The 21,007-nt window shown below is 43.1% G+C and carries 15 protein-coding genes; 2 read left to right on the top strand and 13 right to left on the bottom strand.

The features are described from left to right. Positions 1-111 precede the first annotated feature (111 nt). The 3 genes from HMPREF1195_RS07265 to HMPREF1195_RS07275 all read right to left on the bottom strand — a co-directional run bounded on the left by HMPREF1195_RS07265 (position 112) and on the right by HMPREF1195_RS07275 (position 3,263). Positions 112-840, bottom strand: coding sequence for a pseudouridine synthase (locus tag HMPREF1195_RS07265; protein ID WP_023919479.1), 729 nt, complete (start codon positions 838-840; stop codon positions 112-114). Next, entirely contained in the window at positions 831-1,994 is a 1,164-nt protein-coding gene (locus HMPREF1195_RS07270) for an MFS transporter (RefSeq protein ID WP_023919481.1), read from the bottom strand. Before HMPREF1195_RS07270 ends, HMPREF1195_RS07265 begins: the two co-directional genes overlap by 10 nt. A 105-nt stretch (positions 1,995-2,099) precedes the next feature. Next, the gene (locus HMPREF1195_RS07275; protein WP_023919483.1) at positions 2,100-3,263 is read right to left on the bottom strand and encodes an MFS transporter; all 1,164 of its coding nucleotides are present in this window, start codon (positions 3,261-3,263) and stop codon (positions 2,100-2,102) included. Between the two features lie 144 nt (positions 3,264-3,407). On the opposite strand from HMPREF1195_RS07275, the gene HMPREF1195_RS07280 reads away from it, so the two are divergent. Both HMPREF1195_RS07280 and def read left to right on the top strand, forming a co-directional pair. Further along, positions 3,408-4,094, top strand: a complete 687-nt coding sequence (locus tag HMPREF1195_RS07280; protein WP_023919485.1) for a cyclic nucleotide-binding domain-containing protein — start codon at positions 3,408-3,410, stop codon at positions 4,092-4,094. A 60-nt stretch (positions 4,095-4,154) separates the two neighbouring features. Next, positions 4,155-4,769, top strand: coding sequence for a peptide deformylase (gene def / locus HMPREF1195_RS07285; RefSeq protein WP_003004253.1), 615 nt, complete (start codon positions 4,155-4,157; stop codon positions 4,767-4,769). Positions 4,770-4,832: 63 nt separating this feature from the next. On the opposite strand, the gene HMPREF1195_RS07290 is transcribed toward def, so the two are convergent. The 10 genes from HMPREF1195_RS07290 to HMPREF1195_RS07335 all read right to left on the bottom strand — a co-directional run bounded on the left by HMPREF1195_RS07290 (position 4,833) and on the right by HMPREF1195_RS07335 (position 20,851). Then, positions 4,833-5,837, bottom strand: a complete 1,005-nt coding sequence (locus tag HMPREF1195_RS07290) for a hypothetical protein (RefSeq protein WP_023919487.1) — start codon at positions 5,835-5,837, stop codon at positions 4,833-4,835. 83 nt (positions 5,838-5,920) lie between these two features. Further along, positions 5,921-6,586: a DUF443 family protein gene (locus HMPREF1195_RS07295; RefSeq protein ID WP_023919491.1), complete on the bottom strand. Its 666-nt coding sequence runs from the start codon at positions 6,584-6,586 to the stop codon at positions 5,921-5,923. A gap of 467 nt (positions 6,587-7,053) precedes the next feature. Then, positions 7,054-8,295 carry an aminopeptidase gene (locus tag HMPREF1195_RS07300; protein ID WP_023919493.1) on the bottom strand — a complete coding sequence of 414 codons (1,242 nt, stop codon included), beginning with the start codon at positions 8,293-8,295 and terminating at the stop codon, positions 7,054-7,056. A gap of 255 nt (positions 8,296-8,550) precedes the next feature. Then, complete coding sequence (locus HMPREF1195_RS07305; RefSeq protein ID WP_023919495.1) at positions 8,551-11,403, bottom strand: AAA family ATPase; 2,853 nt, start codon at positions 11,401-11,403, stop codon at positions 8,551-8,553. A gap of 246 nt (positions 11,404-11,649) precedes the next feature. Beyond that, on the bottom strand, positions 11,650-11,913 hold the full coding sequence (locus HMPREF1195_RS07315) for a type II toxin-antitoxin system RelB/DinJ family antitoxin (RefSeq protein ID WP_023919496.1): 264 nt from the start codon (positions 11,911-11,913) through the stop codon (positions 11,650-11,652). A gap of 100 nt (positions 11,914-12,013) precedes the next feature. Further along, positions 12,014-13,891 carry a DUF262 domain-containing protein gene (locus HMPREF1195_RS07320; protein ID WP_023919498.1) on the bottom strand — a complete coding sequence of 626 codons (1,878 nt, stop codon included), beginning with the start codon at positions 13,889-13,891 and terminating at the stop codon, positions 12,014-12,016. Further along, complete coding sequence (locus HMPREF1195_RS07325) at positions 13,885-15,195, bottom strand: DUF262 domain-containing protein (protein ID WP_021154385.1); 1,311 nt, start codon at positions 15,193-15,195, stop codon at positions 13,885-13,887. Before HMPREF1195_RS07325 ends, HMPREF1195_RS07320 begins: the two co-directional genes overlap by 7 nt. A 62-nt stretch (positions 15,196-15,257) precedes the next feature. Then, positions 15,258-15,380: a hypothetical protein gene (locus HMPREF1195_RS11350; RefSeq protein ID WP_023919500.1), complete on the bottom strand. Its 123-nt coding sequence runs from the start codon at positions 15,378-15,380 to the stop codon at positions 15,258-15,260. A 354-nt stretch (positions 15,381-15,734) separates the two neighbouring features. Then, on the bottom strand, positions 15,735-20,129 hold the full coding sequence (locus HMPREF1195_RS07330; protein ID WP_023919502.1) for a PolC-type DNA polymerase III: 4,395 nt from the start codon (positions 20,127-20,129) through the stop codon (positions 15,735-15,737). A gap of 194 nt (positions 20,130-20,323) precedes the next feature. Then, positions 20,324-20,851, bottom strand: coding sequence for a hypothetical protein (locus HMPREF1195_RS07335; protein WP_023919504.1), 528 nt, complete (start codon positions 20,849-20,851; stop codon positions 20,324-20,326). Positions 20,852-21,007 lie beyond the last annotated feature (156 nt).

A 21,007-nucleotide genomic window follows, 5' to 3' on the forward strand; every position in this document is an offset into this window, starting at 1 on the left:
ATTTGCTTTGATATAACAAGCAATTAAATTCATTTTTTGTCTTTTCAGTTCATTTTCTTGATACAAATAAAAACAAGCAGTCTGTAAGAATCAGACTGCTTATTTTTTTGCTTATAAGGGAACTCCGAAGACCTCTAGGGACTTGAGTTCAGAAGGATGGAGTCTCCGCCATTCTCCCAATTGAAGAGTTGGATCTAGCGTTAGAGGACCCATAGAGATCCGCTCTAAATCCACCACTTCCTTGCCACAAGCCGCGATCATACGCTTGACTTGGTGGAATTTTCCTTCAGCGATTTCGATTTCGACGTAGGAGCTGGCATTTGCCTCATTCACCTCTACGATCTGCAATCTCGCGGGCAAGGTCGTGAAGTCTTTGAGGGCAATGCCTGCTTCAAAACGGGCTACATCAGCATCATCCATGATCCCAGCCACCTGGGCACGGTAGATCTTCGACACATGCCTCTTCGGCGAAAGCATGGCATGAGCGAGCTTCCCGTTATTGGTCAAAAGCAGCAAGCCATGGGTATCGATATCCAGGCGCCCGACAGGAAAGACTTCCTTGTGACGGGCTGTCTCATCCAATAGATCTAGCACAGTTTGGTGGTGATCATCTTCAGTCGCTGAGATGACTCCAGCTGGTTTATTAAGCAGATAATACACGAAGGTTTCATGGACCAGGTCTTCTCCCATAAAGGTCACCTGGTCCTTAGCTGGATCAATCTGCAGCTTTCCTGCTGTCTCTTTTTTTCCATTTACTGCGATTTTCTTTTGCTTGAGGAGTTGCTTAACCTCGGTCCTACTCCCCACACCACAATCTACTAAAAATTTATCTAAGCGCATGGTTTCTTCCCGCTCTTTCGTACAATCCAAAGGCCAAAAAAGGAAACCAGGATCATGAGGATACCAGAAAATCCAAAAATGAAGACTGGAGCAGATGAGATCGTCCCTAATAGACTAAGGACAAAGGTCGTTGCGATCGAACCTGTACTACATCCCAAAACCGCAATGGACGTTGCCTGACTTAGTACTCCAGCAGGCATCTGATCAGATATGACATTAAAAACAGTTGTGAGAGCTACACTATAGGCAAAGCCTGCAAGGACGGTCACAATGGCAAGCATCCAGAGATTGGCAGAAAGCCCGATCAACAGTTGGGCCACACCATAAGCTACTCCCGAAACCAATAATAAACGATCACGGAATAGATAGGTCAAGGGCGAGAAAGCCAAACCTGCCAAGATCCCAACAAATTGCATGGCTGCTAAAATAACCCCCGCAGTTTGGGCAGTGCCATGTCCCACTTGCTCTACCACGCTTGGAATCCGAACGGTGATCATGACATTGGACAAGACGATAGCTGCCGCAACGACTGCTAAGCCGAGCGCTGTCCGCCATTGACCCCCTGTCATCTTGACATCCCGGTGTTTTTCCTCCACTGCTTCCGTCGTAGATCCATAGGGCACAAATAAGAGATACAAAAGTAAGATAGGAATGCTGATGCCGTAAACGAGAAAGGCAGCCTGCCAGCCAAAGCGAATCAAAAGGCTAACTCCAAAGGTTAAAACGGCCGTCCCAACAACCTCTGCAGAACCACGAATACCAAGGGTTTGGACGCGTTCTTTTCCTTTATAGCGCTCACTGATAATGGCAATAGCAGAAACATTGAGCAAACCAACTGCCATCCCGAAAATAATCCGAGACAAAAAGACAACCGGATAAGCTGGACTGATTAAGGGAATAAAGCCACATAGAGCGTAAGCAACTAAGCCCGTCACAATCATCTGACGCTCTGAAAATAGGCGTCCAATCCATTTATTGAAGATGAGTGAAACCATGATCCCGGCAGAAGGAAGCGAGACCAAGAGCTCAATCATGCTGTGAGGAATTCCCTTGTAATAGGCAAACATGGCCGACTGCGCACTCGAAATCGAAAACGAGGTCGTCAAAATAAATGAAAGCGCGAGAATACTCACTTTCTCCATGATTTTTTTCATTATTCTATCCTTTAAACTAATCTTTTTTTCACACTCCTCCTATAATAACACGAGCTAGTGACAGGACGCAATAGATTGAATTAAAAAAACGAAATGATTTCTCCATCATTTCGTTCGTGCTAACAATTGTGAGGCAAAGACTCCCGTTAGGACCATCAAAGCACCAATCCAGACAAAGAGCAGGTTATTAGAGGGAGCTAGTGGCGTCACCAACTGGATGAAGAAAGAAGAGAGGGCTGATCCGAGATTGCAGCCAATCAAGACAAGCGAGGTCGCAAGATTCAGGAGATTAGTCGGAATTTTTTCAGATAGGTGATAGAAGATACTGGTGACTCCCGTACTGTAGGTAAATCCTGCCAAGAGGGTTCCTAGAACCAAGCTCCACAGCTGTCCAGACAAGCCAATCAAGGCTAAAGCTAGACCGAAACCAAAGCACATGATCATGAGCAAGTTCTTTTTGAAAACATGTGTCAAACTAGCAAATCCCACTCCCGCTACAATCCCTGTCAATTGCATCAGACTTAGGACGGTTCCAGCTGTTGTCGCTGTTCCCATACGAACGTCAACAATGATATCCGGCACGCGCAGGCTAATGATGGAATTGAAACAAATGATGATACCAGCAATCACGGCTAGCATCAGACTAAAACGCCATTGAGGGGAGCGAAGGCGTGCGGAACCTTTCTTTTTCTCCTTCAAGCTAGCCTGTTTTTTCCCCTTAGGATAGGGGACAAAAAGGATATAGAGGAGTAAAATCAAGTAACCACCTCCATATACAGCAAAGATCACTGGCCAGCCTAGGGGTAAGAGTTGTCCAACAATAAAAGTCAAGATGGCAGAGCCCACCACTTCAGCAGACCCCCGATAGCCCAGCATCCGAGTCTTGTCATTGCCTGAGTAGCGTTCACTGATAATCGAAATAGCCTTGGCATTGATCATTCCTGTCCCCAAACCAAAGAGCAAACGACTTAGAAAGATGAGAGGATAGTCCTGCACGACCAAAGGCACAAGGCCGCTAGTTGAAAAGAGCAAGAGCCCTGCGACAATCATCTGGCGCTCACTCATCCACCGCTCGATCAGGCTATTTAAAAAGAGCATGACCACAACCGCAAAGGCCGGCAGGGAAACCAAGAGTTCCACCTGGCCTGCTGAATATCCGAATTGGCTAAAATAGGCCTTCATAGCTGGCAAACCGGCTGTAATTGAAAATGATGAGATCAGCATGAGCGACAAGCTCAAGAGACTGATTCTTTCCATTGTTTTTTTCATTTTTTTATTTCCTACACTTTACTGGTAACATTTGACTTTACTATTTTTTTAGAAAAGATTCAAACTAGTATTTTCAATAGAATCCTAGTATAATCAATTTAGAAAGAGAAAAATAGGACATTTGTCCTATTTTAGGAGATTAAGATGAAAAAAATTTCCCCATCTACAAGACTCAAGGAGATCATCACTGACTACCAATTGGATCAGATCTTTCCAGGTGACTGTCTTAGTCAGCTGGACCTCGTTCTCTATCAGGCTGGAGAGTATATCTGCCGCCAGGGTTCTGACCAAGATGTCATTCCTTATTTTCTCAAAGGCCGGCTCAAGATCGTCCACAGTCTTGAAAATGGTAGCGACACCATCCTTGAAATCCAAGAAAAACCTGGACTGTTAGGAGAGATTGAGCTCCTGCTCGATCGGGTCTGTATCACATCGGTCATTGCAGACCAAGACTCACTAGTCGTCCAGCTCTCTGCTCGGCATTTCAAGGACCGCCTCCTGCTGGACCCGACCTTTTTGCGCTCTACGGCCAAGACCTTGGCTGAGAAATTACACCAGATCAACTATTTGGCTCCTGCCAACTTTCATTATTCGGTCAAGGAACGCCTCGCCTCGCATTTTCTGGAGCATTGCGATGAAAATGGGACCCTCAAGCCCAAGATGAATCAGCTGGCCCTGCGTTTTGGGATCAGCTACCGCCACCTTAGCCGTGTCATCAAGCAGATGATCGAAGAGGGCTTAGTCCAAAGAGAAGGACGAATCTATACGATTTTAGATGCAAAAAGAATGAATGATTTGTCCATCAAACATGCGGAAACCGTCGACAGATAACTTTAATTTTAGGTTCTTTTGTGTTATCATGGAGGGTAGAAAGAAAGTGAGAGTAAAACGATGAAAGCAATTGAAAAAGTTACAAGAGCGTCCCATTTGATTGATATGGATGACATTATCCGCGAAGGAAATCCCACACTTCGAGCTGTTGCAGAAGATGTGACCTTCCCTTTGTCTGATCAGGAAATTATCCTGGGTGAAAAAATGATGCAATTCTTGCACCATTCTCAAGACCCTGTTATGGCTGAAAAACTTGGCCTCCGTGGAGGAGTGGGACTTGCTGCCCCTCAGCTGGATATCTCGAAACGAATCATCGCTGTTTTGGTTCCCAATCCAGAAGATGCCGATGGTAACCCACCAAAAGAAGCCTATAGCCTTCAAGAAGTCATGTACAATCCAAAGGTTGTCGCCCATTCTGTGCAAGATGCGGCTCTTGGCGACGGGGAAGGCTGTCTCTCTGTAGACCGAAACGTCCCAGGCTATGTCGTTCGCCACGCCCGCGTGACGGTTGAGTATTTCACAAAAGATGGGGAAAAGAAACGCATCAAACTCAAAGGCTACAACTCCATCGTCGTTCAACATGAAATCGACCACACCAACGGCATCATGTTCTATGACCGCATCAACCCAAACAACCCATTTGAAATCAAAGAAGGACTTTTGATATTAGAATAAGATACAAAGGGCGTAAATGACAAAAATACCTAACTGAGAAAGCTCTCGGTTAGGTATTTTTTGTTATTTTTTGCCTTGCCTTTTATTCGAAAACTTGCGCATGATAGAGTGCACTATACTGATAAATAGATCAAGCACGATTGTATAAACCAAAATTCTTACTCCCCACACTAGCCAAAATGGATATTTTATTCCTGGTTTAGAATATCCTGAATTATAGGCAATTACTGTAAAGGATATAAAAACTAAAATTTCTAATAAAATACGATGTTTAGCTTTTTTCAGACTGAAGCCTTTCAACCAACCCCATAGTAAATCCCACAACGTCGGATTATCCTCAGGTTCATCTTCCCAGTATTCCTTGCTTTTCATTTTCAAATACAAGAGGTAGCCTACTTCTGTCAGTAACTGAGTAAAAGCGTAACTGAATAGTATGCTTACGGATACTCCTAGCACCACTCCATAATAGCCAGTAAGGGCCGCTCCTATCATGGAGCAGACGAAGATGATCGTTAGGGCATTGCTACTGTAACTACTTGATTTTGCGAAATAATTTCCCAGTGTTCTAGTTGGTGAAAAGCCAATCTTTAACTGCTTCTTAAGCCAAAAATGATGATAAATAAAGCCCAATAAGGTACAAATCACAAGAAAAGTAATGACGATGAAGCCATATTTTGGGAAACCTACCTCAAATTCTTTATTTGCCAGAGCAGAAACAATGATGAGCAAGCCCATGACTTGGAGCGATAAAAACATCCCTGCATAGGTGAATAAGAGTAGGGTCGTTGACAATACTTGTCTTCTATATATAAATGCACCCATTAACGGCAAGAAAAATGTAATGATATGGTAAAGACAATAGATGACGAGGATATCAAAAAACCAATGGCTAAATGGTTTTATACCTTTTGATACATCATACGAATAAAAGCAAAGGATTTCAAATGCGAACAGAAATACGCCTGTCCACGAATTGATCATCATAGCCGCTGAAGCACGTGTATTGGCTAAACTTTTAAAGTAGACTTTGTTCGCCTGCTCAATATCAACTTTCTTTTCGTTTTTCATGACATGCTCCTTTCTAAGAAATTCTTTTAAGATCCAAAAGCAGATGGATGTTGCACTTGCTTCTGAGTTTCACTCGACTGGATCTACTTGACTTTAGCCTTATAATCCTCGCCTGAAGCATATAATAATAAATTGCCATGTGATAAAAAAACCAATGAAAAAGCAAATAAGGCCACATGAAGAATTAGATTGGGTTTACTGGTACTCAGAACAAAGCAAAATGATACAACTGAAAGAAATAAAGCCAATGTTACTAATAGAAGATTTTTTAGTAGTAACCTAAATCTTACTGGGCGACAATACATTTTTTTAGCTTTCTTGGAAGGCTTTATGACCGACTCTTTTTTCCCAATACTGATCCAAATGCGAATTCCAAAAGCAATGATTAGAACAAGGATCATTAGCACTAGATTCAGTAGATGGGAAGTAAAATATAAATAATCCTCTATCGGAAAAGCTCTACCTAGTAAAACTGCTAAGGAACCAGCACCAAGTGTTGAAATCCCTGCTTTAGTCTGAGTTGAAAGTATGTTCTTATCTCTTTTAAGAACTTTCGGAGCTATGGCTTCTACTTCATCCTCTGTTAGCTGATAGGCTTTATGAGGGATAAAATAAACAAACCACGGAAGAAGATAGGTGATGATAATTGGCCGATCGACTTCCATTAAATACCACTCATTCTCTACTTTTAACAAACGATAGCGAAAATTCATTTTGGGCAAACGATCGATTTTTGCTGGTTTAAACATAGATTGATCTTACTTTCTATATTATTTTATTTTTATACAGTCAAAATTATCTTACTTTTTCACGAAAGAACTTACCTTCCATGATACCTGATTTTACTTTGATGATCAAGTTTTGATTAAAAAAGTATCCAACTCTTAACAGTTGGATACTTTTTACTCTATTATTTTTTGGCGCAGTTGTCGATGGCTCAAAACACTGTTTTGAGGCGACAGATAGGGATTGCAAAGCAAGGCCCTTCTTAATCAACTGTGCGGGGGGACTAAAAAGGTCCTGCGGACCTTTTTTGCCCGAGCCTTAAAACCGAAAAGCGAGGTAGAAATCAAACTCTTCGAGTTACTGATTTCTGTCTCTTGGCGCAGTGGTTGATTGGAACTACTCCTACCTGCGGTACTCGTACTTCCTAATCAACTGTGCGGGGGCAGGACTACGAAATCGAGACTGCGTCTACCGATTTCTGTCCTGCTCCCTATATTGCCCAATCTCCGTTGCGGAAGACTGGGACGCGGGTGCCGTCTTCTCGGATGCCGTCGATATTCATTTGGCTTGAGCCGATCATGAAGTCGACGTGGACATCTGAGCGATTGAGGCCGGCTGCTTCGAGTTCTTCTTCTGTGAACTCTGCGCCACCTTCTACGCTGGTTGCATAGGCTGCCCCGATGGCCAAGTGGTTAGAGGCATTTTCATCAAAGAGAGTATTAAAGAAGGTAATGCCTGATTGGGAAATTGGGCTTGGGTCTGGGACGAGGGCACATTCACCCAAAGCACGCGCTCCCTTGTTTTTGAAGACCAAATCTTTCATGACTTGATCGCCTTTTTCTGCTGTGATATCTACGATTTCTCCATTTTCAAAGGTCACTTTGATGCCTTCGATGATGTTTCCGTTATAGCTAAGCGGTTTTGTAGAAGTTACATAACCTTCAGCACGGCGGAAGTCAGGAGCTGTGAAGACCTCTTCTGTCGGCATGTTTGGCAAGAAGCTTTCACCTTGGGCATTGATGGCTCCGGCAGATTCCCAGACGTGGTTTTTCGGCAAGCCAAGAGTCAAGTCAGTTCCTGGCGCAGTGTAGTGAAGGGCTGAGAATTGTTCCTTATTCAGTGTATCTGCCTTGCTCTTCAAAATAACAGCATGCTCTTCCCAAGCCTTGACTGGATCTTCTTCGTATACCCGGCAAGTCTTGAAGATTTGATCCCAAAGGAGATCCACTGCTTCTTCATCGCTCGCCGCATTTGGGAAGACCTTTTTCGCCCATTCTAAACCTGCTGCAGCAGCAACGGTCCAGCTGACCTTGTTGGATTGAGTAGCGATGCGCATTGGTTTCATGGCTATGCCCAAGGCCTTGGCAGAGGCAGAAAGCTTCTCTGCATCAACACCATTTAAGGCACCTGGATCAGACGAGCGCACACCCAAGCGACTAGCCTTGTGTTCCAAGAGGTAGTTCATTTCCGCGATCTTGTAGTCTGGCACGTTGTCCAAGCGATCCATCGGTGCATGGAGGAATTTTTCCCGGGTAGTGAAGTCATCGGCCCATTGGACAATCACTTCGTGTGCCCCCAAGGCATAGGCTTCCTTCACGATCAAGTGGGCCAATTCTCTTTGTTCCACATCGATGTTCAAGACCAAGGTATGGCCAGGTTGTACGTTGATACCGTTCGCAACCAATAATTTAGCGTATTTTTCGAGATTTTCTTTAAAATTTGGTAAAACCATTTTTTTCTCCTTCATAAGTGAATGATCTCCTCCTAGTATACCATAAGTCCATGCAAAAAGAGAGTGGGACAGAAATCGGTTATTCGTTAGAATTCGATTTCGTCGTCCCACCTCCGCACAGTTGAGTAGGGCTGTAAAAGCTGATGAAATCAGCGTAGTAGAGACCACTCAACCACTGCGTCTTGCTCGACAATCCAAAAATAATTGAGAGGCTAGGACTTTTGTCCCAGCCTCCTTTTTCTTGTTCCTTCTAGCTTAAGGAAGAACATAGCCTTGATCATCCACGGTATGGGGTTGTTCAGAACTGCTATTCTCTCTCAAAGCTTCCAAATCTTGATCCAAAATCGAATTGTAATCCGTACTACCTTCACGGGTTACCCGAGTTGATACTTGGCGCAAGAGTTTTTCATTAAGATTGCGGACCCAGCGACCATTACTATGGTCATTGGCACGCATATAATTTCCTCTCACAATCTCTCCATAAAGGGCTTCATTGACCTGGTAACCTTGCTTACGCAATCCTAACAGACCGATCTCAACGATCTCATCTGGGCTGTAGTCTTCAAAATCAAATGTAGTTGGGATTCGGCTTTGTAGACCTGAATTGACCTGCAAGAAGTCGTGCATCTCTTTCGTGTAACCAGCAAAGATAATGACGATATCGCGGCGGTGGTCCTCCATAAATTTGAGGACTTCGTCCAAGGCTTCTTTCCCAAAATCGTCATTTAAACCGGTATAGAGCGTGTAGGCCTCATCGATAAAGAGAACCCCACCCAGTGCACTCTCCAAGACTTCACGCGTCTTCAAGGCTGTTTGACCTTGGTAGCCTCCAACCAGATTGCTCCGCGAAACTTCGATGAATTTCTTCTGCTTGATAACCCCTTTTTGGAAGAGGATATTGCCCAAAATGCGGGCCACGGTGGTCTTCCCTGTACCAGGATTTCCAAGAAAGAGAGAGTGCAAGGTCGTATCTTCGACGATGCCACCTTGTTCAGCTCGTTTTTGATTGAACTCAGCCATGGCCACGAATTGTTCGACTTGCTCTTTCACCTTAGCAATTCCAACCAAACGGTTGAGGGCAGCCATCCCATCTTCTTCCTTGTCGGCTCCTGCTTGATACTTACCTTGGTTAAGGACAGCATCGATGTCGCTATTGAGGATGGTCTCAATATCGTCAGAACCTTGGGCCACCACCCGATCTGCCATGGTCTTGGTCAATTGCTCATCCAGGTTACGAATCCAGCGACCATTGCTCTTATCTAGCGAGCCATCATAAGCCCGCTTAACATGCCGCGCATAGTAATCCCGGTCTTCGAGTTTGTAGTCCCCTTTGCTTAGGATCATTTCACCTAGTTGGACAATCTCATCTCCTGTGAAATCTTCAAAGATGAAATTATTTGGCACCCGAGAACGAAGGCCTGGATTGGTCTTTAAGAACTCCTCCATTTCCTTGGTATAGCCGGCAAAGATAATCATGATATCATCGCGATTGTCCTCCATAAATTTGAGGATGGTATTGATCGCCTCGATCCCAAAGTCCGCACCGCTGTCCTTTTTATCCAAGCTATAGGCTTCATCAATAAAAAGGATTCCTCCTCGCGCTTTTTCAAGCAGGGCTTGGGTCTGTTCAGCTGTTCCTCCAATATTCGAAGAGATCAGATCGGACTCCGTTGCTTCCACGAAACGGAATTCTTCCCCTGAGAGAACACCCGCATCAAAGAGCACTTGTCCCAATAGACGGGCCACAGTGGTTTTCCCTGTACCAGGGTTTCCCATAAAGGCCGCATGGAGTGTTTGCTTTTCAGGTGCCTTGCCACTGGCGATTCGTTTCTTGTTAAATTCCACCATGTTGATCATTTTCTTGATCTCATGTTTGACTTTTTCAAGACCAATCAGGCTATTGAGTTCTTGAAGAGCATCTTGTTTCTTCTCTGGTCCAGAGTCTCTTGCGGTAGTTGGAGCCACCGTTGCATCCGTCGTCTGTCCCGTAGGAACGACTTGCGCATTGCCCTTAGCCACTTCTCTGCCAACAAGATAGTCACAGTCATCCTCGATTTCCTTGGTCAGATCACGCGCATCGCCCTGCCTATAGGTCACGGTGTCCACCTTCGCAAAGGCTCCACCTTGAAGCCGTATATTAGGATCCGCAATCTTATGACAAATCATATGCTCAGCCATCAGCACACCATCATCAAAAACTCCAAATGAAATGGTTTGGGCATTCTCATTCAAGAAGGTTGTTTCCCCAGTCAGGGAAGCAAAGGATTCTTCATAGACGCATAAAAATTCTGAAAATGTAGCTTGGTGAGCTCGGATCATACTATTGAATGAATTGATGGAGGTGATACGATCGGAATCCGAATTGAATTGAACATTATTGTCAAGACAGACTCCAGTACCGGTAGGCAACTCAATTTTACAGTTTTCAGACTCCCAGATGACATTCCTCAACCAAACTGGTGGAAAGTCCTTTTCCAGATCCCCGCCTGTAATCGTTGAATTTTTTGCGATCACTTCTGAGTCCTTGGCATGGATGGTATTATTCCCAAATTTTTCAATATGGACATTTTCTAAGGACAATTTAGAGCCTTCTGACAGATCAATCTTAGAAAAAATCGTTGAATTGCGAATAGACAATTCCGAAGCGGACATACCGATGGCACTTTGGTGTTTTTCCGGAACCTTCATCCCGACTCCTTCCAGTGTCAACTTCGAATGCGTATCCATATAGATAAAAAATTCATTATTTGTTGGAGTGGTTGCTTCAAAATAGACCTGTTTACAGGTGATATCTGAGCTATTCCATAAGAGCAAGGTAGTATAATCCCCACCAACTTTAAACCACAGATCTTCAAATGTCACCTGAGCTCCCTCTACAAATCGGAAGGAAGCCTCAATCGTGTTGTTAAACATGCGCCCATTGCCATTTGGATTTGGGACCACATGCCCCACAAAATGAAGGTTCTTGTCGATCTCGATCACTTTATTTGTCGGCCATTGAAAGACATACCCATTTTCAAACTCGATGGTATCTCCATCCTGCGCTTTTTCAATCGCATCCATAAAGTTCCAACTATTGTTGTAAGGCCCTACTAAATATCTTGCCACGCTCTTCTCCTCTGTTTCATCTTTTCTGTTTCCTTGTTACAAACATTCGTCACTAAAAATTGTAACACAATCCGGATCCAAAGAAAACACTTATCAGATCTGAAAGGACTGAAAAACCTCTATTTTCAAAAGGAAAATAGAGGCTGTCAGTTAATCTTTCAAGGCTGAAAATAAGCCGGCTAGAGCAATCGCTCCTGAGATCATCGCGGTGGAAAGGAGCAGCACATTGTCTGCCACTAACGAATCTTAAGCACGCAAATCCTCCATCAAGTCTGAGACTGATTCAAATGGCTGACTCATATTCCGCTTTTGCTCTACATCCGTTACGACTTGAAGCAACTTCCCATGATCGTCTAATCGAACATCAAAAGGTAAGCCCTGATATTGAATAGCCTGACGAAGGAAAATGTTGATAGCTGTTGTCATATCCATTCCCAAATGATTGAACACTAGTTGGGCCTGCTCCTTGACCTCACTATCCAAACGAATACTCATGCTCGTCTTTGACATATTCTCACCTTCTTTCTATTTATTATTTTAACAAAAAGAAGGATAATGTAAATTCATTGGATATACAATAGCCTATTGAAATTAATAGTTAAAACAATCCTTATGACTTACTTTCTATGAATCTATTGACCATAGGTAAAATTTCTTTTTCCAGTCCTTTTATTTGATCCGATTCCCATTTAGTTTTTTCTGTTATGCTAGCCATTATTTGTAATTTTAAACTCTGACGATCAAAAATTCCTTCCCACTGTTTATATTTTGCACTCGGAACTAAATTCCCAAATTTCGAATTTTGACTATCTGTAATGATACAAAGGTTCCCAAAGGAGTGTAAGAATTGATCATCCATTTTCTCAACTCTTTCATCACTATTTGGATGTTGTGGAAACCAATGCTCTATAGAACGACGATATGCAAATTTAAACTGATCAAATTTTATACTTTTATACTTTCTTCCTAATTCTTCACGGTTTTTCCATAAGATGTAATCAACAAAATTGAATGCATAAACAGGAATATCACCATATGTCTTAATAATATCTTCCTCGGTGAATAATCTTCCCTCAGCAAATCTTACAGCCATTATTTCAAGAAAATCCTTAAAATAAGAACCAAATTCCGGTTGATCTAACTCTTCAATATGGTTGAAGAGGAATCGCAAACTTTCATATAACCAACGACTATCACGATTGGCAGTGAAAGTCACAGCAAACATAGATTGAAGAAGAATGATGTTTTTGTTCATTTCTGAATCTGAAAATGTATTCTTAGTAAAGCGTTCTTCAACTATGTAATGCTCTTTTGCTTTTCCATTTGGCTGGTATTCATAGTAAGTACCCTTCTGCAAAAACCATTCATCCTTATTTCTGCTTGAAGAATCCATATTTGAATTTCTAACAATGAAATTATCAAAAATATGTTTCATTCTAAGAAGGAATTCACTGAACTCAATAACCCAAGTCTCATTTTTATTTTTTATATCAAATAGAGTTAAGAGTTTCTTATCATCTAACTGAACCTCACTGGTATCCTTACCTTCCCAAATTGCCAATACATGGAGTAAAAACGTCGGAAAATCAATAACTTGGGTATAGTCACCAAAATCTTTTTCTGATTCTGTAATTTTTTCATTGACCTTTATTCCTAATATATCTGATAACTTTCTTCTTTCATTTTGATAAAAATCAATGTCATCATAAATATTATGAAAGGAGTAATTTGAAAAGTGCCATCCGAAAATACGTTCACGCTCCTGAAAATTATCTGCCCTCTTCCGCCTCATCTTAAATTGACTTGCTACTGGCTTATCAAATTCAGCACAAGCATCCCAGATTCTCGCAAATTTTTGCGCCTTTTCTTGATCTTCTCCAAACTTAGCCATCATTTGTGCCTTAAGAATTTCATGAGCTTCTAGTTGTTCTCCTCGAGAGTTAAAACGTTCGAAATAAAGATTCAAATCTAAATCTTTAGGAAGTATACTCCGAAAAATGATGACTTTATTAAAAAGATAATCAACGAAAGACTGAGATTCAAGTTTGCGCTCTCCTAACACTTTTTTCAAGGCATCTTTAGCATGTCCGTAACCTCTAGTTAATTCATTTTCATCGTCCTCCGAAATTTTTTCCTTGATAAATAGTTTTTGAATATTCTCATTTGATTTTCTCCGAGCTGGAAAAGTTAAATTAACTGCCTCTAATTTGTTAAAATCAAACTCATTTTTCAAAACCAGGGCAATTAAATTAAGGGCTGTTGTTCGTTGTTGACCATCAATGATTTTAAAAAGGCCATTCTCTTCATTGACAACTAATGTTCCAATATAGTAATTGTCTCTCTTTTCTTGAAAAGCATCTGCTACATCATTCAATAATTGCTCAATCTCATCATAAGTCCAGGAAAAATTTCTCTGATAAAGAGGGATAGCATAGCTATCTTCGTTTAATAAACAATCAACGGACAAGCTGACGTGTGTCTCTACCATTTCTCTCTTTCCTCCTCTATAATTTGCTCCACAGTATAATTTTCAAACAATTCTCTATCTATCTTAATCATGAAATCATTTGGAGTTACAGCATGTGCTAAAATTTGAAAAAGTTTTTGAACTTCTCTTTGTCTGAACTTCCCTCCTGCAGCGTAGTTTCCCACAGTAGCATCATATATAGCTCTAGACTTCACACGGGGATAGTAAGCCCAAATAAAAAGAGTCTCTATTATTTCCTTTGATAGTTCATCTTTTCCAAATCTCTCTGCAAAAAGTGAGCAAATATTTAGAAACAGATTATGGCACTTGAGATAGCGTCCTTTTGAACTATTGTAAATTTTCAACATACCGTCTGGGTAATCTGAACCATTTTGTTTACTCTCAGGATTATTAGACATTCCTAACTGTTTATTTAAAAAATCTATATGATCTCTAATCGTTTGATGAACAGATTCAATATATTCAAAAAATTTGCTTCCATCTATGATTGGCATGGTAATTGACATAGGGAAGTTTTCAATATGACGATATAATTCTAGGTATGGAAAATCCCTACTTAAATCAACACCTTTAAAATCATCAATAAAATCTTCTGTAAAACGTAGATAAGAACCATACCGCTTATTGGTTAGTCCTGTTTCTCCCCTAGACCAACGTCTCATACGAAAAAGATGCTTATCAAATAGATCTTTCAGACTTAAATCGTTATCTTCCACAAACTGCTCCCACTTCTCAACAATTTTTTCATCTTCTGAATCTTGTTGGCGCAGATGATAGGCTTTGAGTAAATCATGAGGTTCCAAAGATTTGCCACGATTATTCTGAGAGTCAAATAATTGAAAAGCTTCTGCCAAACGTTCCTCTGGCATGATGATACAAGAAATAGAACAATTTTCCAATAAAAATTCACAAATATTCTTTGTCTGTTTTTCCCCAACAAGTCGAGTTAAATTTTGCCATTCATTATAATTTTCACTGGCATGATAACAAGATAGCTCTCCAAATTCGGTACTTAACAGTTGGGTAGCACCTTCGTAATTATTTACATAATCTAGTAAATGTAGTAATAAGGAAATGGAAATTAAACGTTGTTGTCCATCTACAATATCTAAATGTCCATCATTCTCATGCAAAATGACAGATCCCACTTGATATTCCCTTTTTCCCATTGCATCTTGTAAATCGTAGAACAGATTACGAATATGCTTTCTGTCCCATTTATAAGGCCTTTGATAAGAAGGAATCCGCAAATTTCCCTTTCTTAATATCTCTCCAACCTTTTTAGAAGTAAATTGAATATCCATTTCATCCGCCTTTATCGTATTTAAAAAACTACAAATTCATATGAATCTGTAGTTAAGAGTGTCTATTTCTTTTGAATAACACTTGCATTAGGAATATTTTTTGAATACTGTTCTGCCGCTTCCTTTGTCCAAAATCCTTGTGCAATCATATTCCCAAACTGATCAATAACAATCCATTCAGTCATATCTCCATCACCTTTCAACTTTTTATTAATTATATATTAACCATTTATTATTAGAGATAGTATAGCATTTACAAACTGTAAAATCAATATTATCTCTGTAGAATATAATATTATTTTTCTCAATTCAAGATCAACTGCAATACACTTTCTCTATTTAAGAATACAAGTATATAAAAATAGGAGTAAAACAGTACGATTTTTAGTAAATTTCGTTCTGTCCTACCCCTTAAAAGGTATTGTAACATTCTTCCAAACTTAGAAAACGAACAACTAAATCAATCAGTTACTACGTCATGTAATTATGACTTTTGTTCATCTAAGAGTGATAGCTTTTGAATAAAAATTATTTATCCATCAAAACAAATCATCAAAGAGGCTCAACTGGTTATCCTCTGGCATATTGCCAAGAATGCCCATCTCATCCATCTTTTCAACCAGGGTAGACGAAACACCGCCGCGCTTCCGGAGCTCGGTCTTAGAGAGGAATTCTCCTTCTTCACGCGCCCGCACGATTTGCTTGGCAACGTTCTCTCCCAGACCATCCATAGCGACAAATGGCGGAATCAATGTATCCCCATCGATCAAGAATTCTGTCGCCTGACTGCGATAGAGGTCTAGCTTGCCAAACTTGAAGCCCCGCTCCCACATCTCATTGACAATCTCAAGGGTGGTGTAGAGATCGATCTCTACGTTAGAAGCTTCGTTGTTCTTGCGTTTCTCGGCGATTTCCTTCATCCGCGCTTTCACGGCCTCAAGGCCAGCTCCCATAGTCTTGATGTCAAAGGCCTTGGCCCGAATCGAGAAGTAAGCACAGTAGTAATAAAGTGGGTGATGCACCTTAAAGTAGGCCACACGAAGGGCCATCATAACATAGGCCGCCGCATGGGCTTTAGGGAACATGTACTTGATCTTACCACAGGACTCGATGTACCATTCAGGGACATTGTTTTCCTTCATGGCTTGGATGTAGCCATTGCGCTCTTCTTCTGAGATCTTGAGCCACATGCCTTTCCGCACGCGCTCCATGATGGTAAAGGCCATCTTAGGCTCGAGCCCTGCGTGCATGAGGTAAACCATGATGTCGTCCCGACACCCGATAACGGTCGATAGATCGGCAATGCCCGCCTTAATCAAGTCTTGGGCATTTCCCAACCACACGTCGGTACCGTGAGACAGACCAGAGAGCTGAAGTAACTCCGCGAAGGTCGTCGGATGGGTCTCTTCGACCATGCCCCGAACAAAGTTGGTCCCAAACTCTGGAATCCCCAACATTCCTGTCGGCGTTCCGATCTGCTCGGCTGTCACCCCTAGCACTTCCGTCCCAGAAAAGAGGGCCATGACCCCTGGATCATCCATTGGGATATCGTTCGGATCAATACCTGACAAGTCTTGAAGCTTGCGAATCATGGTCGGATCATCATGTCCCAGGACATCGAGCTTGAGGACGTTCTCATCGATATCGTGGAAGTTAAAGTGAGTGGTCTGCCATTCAGCTGTCACATCATCTGCCGGATACTGGACCGGAGTAAAGTCATAGACATCCATATAGTTTGGAATAACAACGATTCCCCCTGGGTGCTGACCAGTTGTCCGTTTGACCCCAGCTGCACCGAGAGCTAAGCGCTCGACCTCGGCATCTCGATAGTACTTGCCAAAATCCCGCTCATAGCCTTTCACAAACCCATAGGCAGTCTTGGCCGCAACTGTACCTACTGTTCCTGCCCGGAAGGCGTATTCTTCCCCAAAGATATCACGGACATCCAAGTGGGCACTCGGCTGGTCTTCCCCTGAGAAGTTCAAATCGATATCGGGTACCTTGTCCCCATCAAAACCAAGGAAGGTCTCAAAGGGAATGTCTTGGCCGTTTTTGCTGAGCTTGTGGCCACAGTTCGGGCAGTCCTTATTAGGCATATCAAAACCAGATCCATAAGAGCCATCAGTGATGAACTCACTGTACTGGCACTGGCCACAGACATAGTGAGGCGAGAGCGGATTAACCTCCGTAATCCCAATCATGGTCGCGACAAAGCTGGAGCCAACGGATCCACGCGATCCAACCAGGTAGCCCCGCTCATTGGAACGATGCACCAGCATTTGCGAGGCCAGATAAATCACGGCAAAGCCATTCCCCAAGATAGAGGTCAATTCCTTTTCAATCCGCAGATCCACAATATCAGGTAGTGGATTTCCATAGATTTCAAAGGCCTTCTGATAGGTTAACTCGGCAACTGTTTCTTCGGCCTTGTCGATAAATGGGGTATAGAGGTCACCCTTGACCACTTCGACAGGTTCGAAGATTTCTGCCAGGGCATTGGTGTTTTCAATGACAATCTTGCGCGCCAAGTCTTCCCCTAAAAAGGCAAATTCATCCAGCATTTCATTGGTTGTACGGAAATGGGCTTTTGGTAGGGGTGCTGGTTGGGCGTTTTCTCCATGGCCGATAGTCCGGTTAATCATGGCCCCTTGCCCGAGACTGCGGACAATGATCTCCCGATAAATCTCATCTTCCGGCTCCAGATAGTGGACATTCCCTGTCGCAAGAACAGGCTTGCCGAGGCGATCTCCCACTTCGATCAAGCTCTTGATAATGGTCTGGAGCTCGTCCATGTCCTTGACCTGCTCCTTGGCAATGAGGGGCGCATAGATGGCTGGAGGCATGACCTCGATAAAGTCATAATACTTGGCCACTTTCACTGCCACGTCAACTCCTTGAGAGACGACCGCATCGAAGACTTCTCCTTCAGAACAAGCTGATCCAAGGATCAAGCCTTCCCGATGGGCATCTAAAACGGTCCGAGGAATCCGAGGAACTCCCTCAAAATATTGAGTATTGGAAAGGGAGACCAGTTTGAACATGTTTTTCAAGCCAGTTTGGTTCTTGACATAGATGGTTGCGTGTTTGATCCGAGCCTTTTTGTAGGAATCTGGACTAATCAAATCCAAATTCAGCTTGGCTAGATTGGTCACGCCATGCTTTTCTGCTACATCCTTGATAAAGATGAAAAGCAAGCGCCCCGTCGCTTCCGCATCATAGTTGGCCATATGGTGATGTTCCAAGGCGACCCCAAAGCGCTTGGTCAATGGCCCCAAACCATGCCGTTTAAAATCTGGATAGAGGTTGCGGGCAAATTCCAGGGTATCGATGACCGGCTGGGTGATCTTGGGAAGACCATGACGCTCGTAGTTGACATTCATGAAGCCCATGTCAAAAGTGGCATTGTGGGCAACCAAAACCGCATCCTTGCAGAATTCCTGAAACTCCTCCAAGACCTGCACCAAGGGTTTGGCCCCACGGACATGCTCGTTGGTGATCCCTGTCAATTGGGTCGTATAGGCCGACAGAGGATGCCCCGGATCGATAAACTCATCAAACTCCTCAATGACATTGCCCTTGTACATCTTAGAAGCGGCGACCTGGATCAAGTCATTGTAAATGGCTGAAAGTCCCGTCGTTTCCACGTCAAAGACCACATAAGTCGCTTCATTAAGGTCCAGATCCACCTCGTTGTAGGTGATGGGCACCTTGTCCTCTACGATATTGGCTTCCATCCCATAGATCAGCTGGATCCCAGCTTTCTTGGCTGCTTTAAAGCCATGCGGGAAACTCTGCACATTACCATGGTCAGTGATGGCCACCGCCTTGTGGCCCCACTCAGCTGCCTTGGCAACCAGCTCTTCGACTTCCGGCAGGGCATCCATAGTCGACATATTGGTATGGGCGTGGAATTCCACCCGGCGCTCACCTTCTGGCATCAGGTCCTTGCGGGCATAATGCACGACTTCCTGGATGTCTTGGACATTCATGGTCAAGTCGCGCGTGAAATTGTTCATTTCGATATTTCCCCGCACCCGTAGCCAGCTGTTCTTCTTGATCATGTCAAACTTCTGGGCTTCTTCCTCATTTTTGACCCATTTCTGAAGGGAAAAACTCGAGGTATAGTCGGTCATCTTAAAGCTGATCAAGACCCGACCGGTCCGTGTCACCTTGTGCTCCACGTCAAAGACCACACCCTCAAAGACAATCCGGTTCTCTTCAGTTGTGATCTCGATCATCGGAGTGATCTCGGCCTTGTCTAGCTTAGGTTTAGCTGCCGCCTTCTTAGCCTTGAAATCGAAAGCTGGTTTTTCTTCAACCGCTGGTGGCGGGGCCATCTGGGCCAAGGATTCCATAGCCCGCAAGGTCTCTTCATTGGCCGCTTGGAAGATCTTTTCATTTTCCTCCTCAAAGCGCGCCACTTCTTGCTCTGTCAACTCCTCATCAGACTCCACTCGACAGGTGAAATGCGGAAAACCAAAGGCTTCCAACTGCTTGGCAAGGTTGGGCAAATGGTTCTTACGAAAATGCTCCGTATCGACCGAAGACGGCCCAGAGATGATCAATTCCTGCCCTTCTGCTCGCACCTGCAAGTCTTGATAAAGCCCCTTAAAGCCTTGACTAGCGCAAGGGCCATCCTCAAAGACCTCACGATAGTAGGCCTGCAATAAATCAGCAGAAAAGTTCTGATTGACCACCTGGATGGTAAAGGTCGCCTGGTTTCCCGTCTTTGAAAATTCATCCTTCAAGCGCTGGCGCAATTCCTTAAACAAAGCAATCGGCAAGACTTCCGCAAAAGCAAAGCGGAACTCCCAGACCCGACTGACCTTGTGCACCACGACTTCTTGAATCTCCGCATGCAAAAAGGCACTGGAAGATCGCATCTCCAGCGGCATATCCAGCTGATTCATTAAAATTTCAAAGGTGTTGGACATTGTTTCTCCCTTGATCTTGATTCTTTTGCTCGCTTTTGAGTGGCCCGACTCTAAGCAAAAACAGACCAGTCAAAAACATTCGTAACCCTTATTTTATCACAATTTAAGGATTAATTCGAGGGAGAAGTGAAGACAAAAAAATCACCGCTCGGTCGGTGATTTCTCGATGATTGGTCAACAGCAGACAATTCTGATCATTCCCCACTTGTTGCCTCTGTTTCTGAACTGGAGCTCGATGTCCGTAGCAGGTCCTTCATCTGAGACCGGACAGCTTCTCTCGAGCTTTGTTCTTGCTTTTGGATGTCCTCCATGACAGGCTGCAACTTCTGCCGGATTTCCACTTTCTCCTCTTGCTCCTTTTGCGCTTGAAGTGTCGGACGGTACATGGCAAAGAAAGAACCGATGACTACGATCAAAGCGATCAGGCTCACCCCATAGCGTTTTAACTGCTCTTTAGAGTCGACCTTGATGCCCTTCATCGAAATCTCCTTCCACTCCGGATGCTCTTTCTCACAGGCATCTTTCTTAGTCTTGATCGGCATGACCAAGACTTGGTTCATCAAGGAAATCATCCCCATGACCACAAGCAAGTAGGGAATATAGCGCGATTGATTGAAGATCATAACGATCAATAACACAAGACCGATCCCTGCAATCCCCACATTAAAAGCAAAACGCATCCAAAATTCTTTTTTCACCTGTAAATAAGTATCTTTAGACATCGGTCACTCCTCATCCATTATTTATACATCATTCCTTACTATCATACCGAAAATTAATTTGAAGATCAAGTTAGTTACTGGGTGGAGAGAGTTGAGGGATGAAAAAGAGAGAACCGTGGTTCTCTCTTTGGTTTAACTTTCCTAAATTTACATATT

The organism is Streptococcus parasanguinis CC87K (assembly GCF_000507765.1).
Taxonomy (GTDB): Bacteria; Bacillota; Bacilli; order Lactobacillales; family Streptococcaceae; genus Streptococcus; species Streptococcus parasanguinis_J.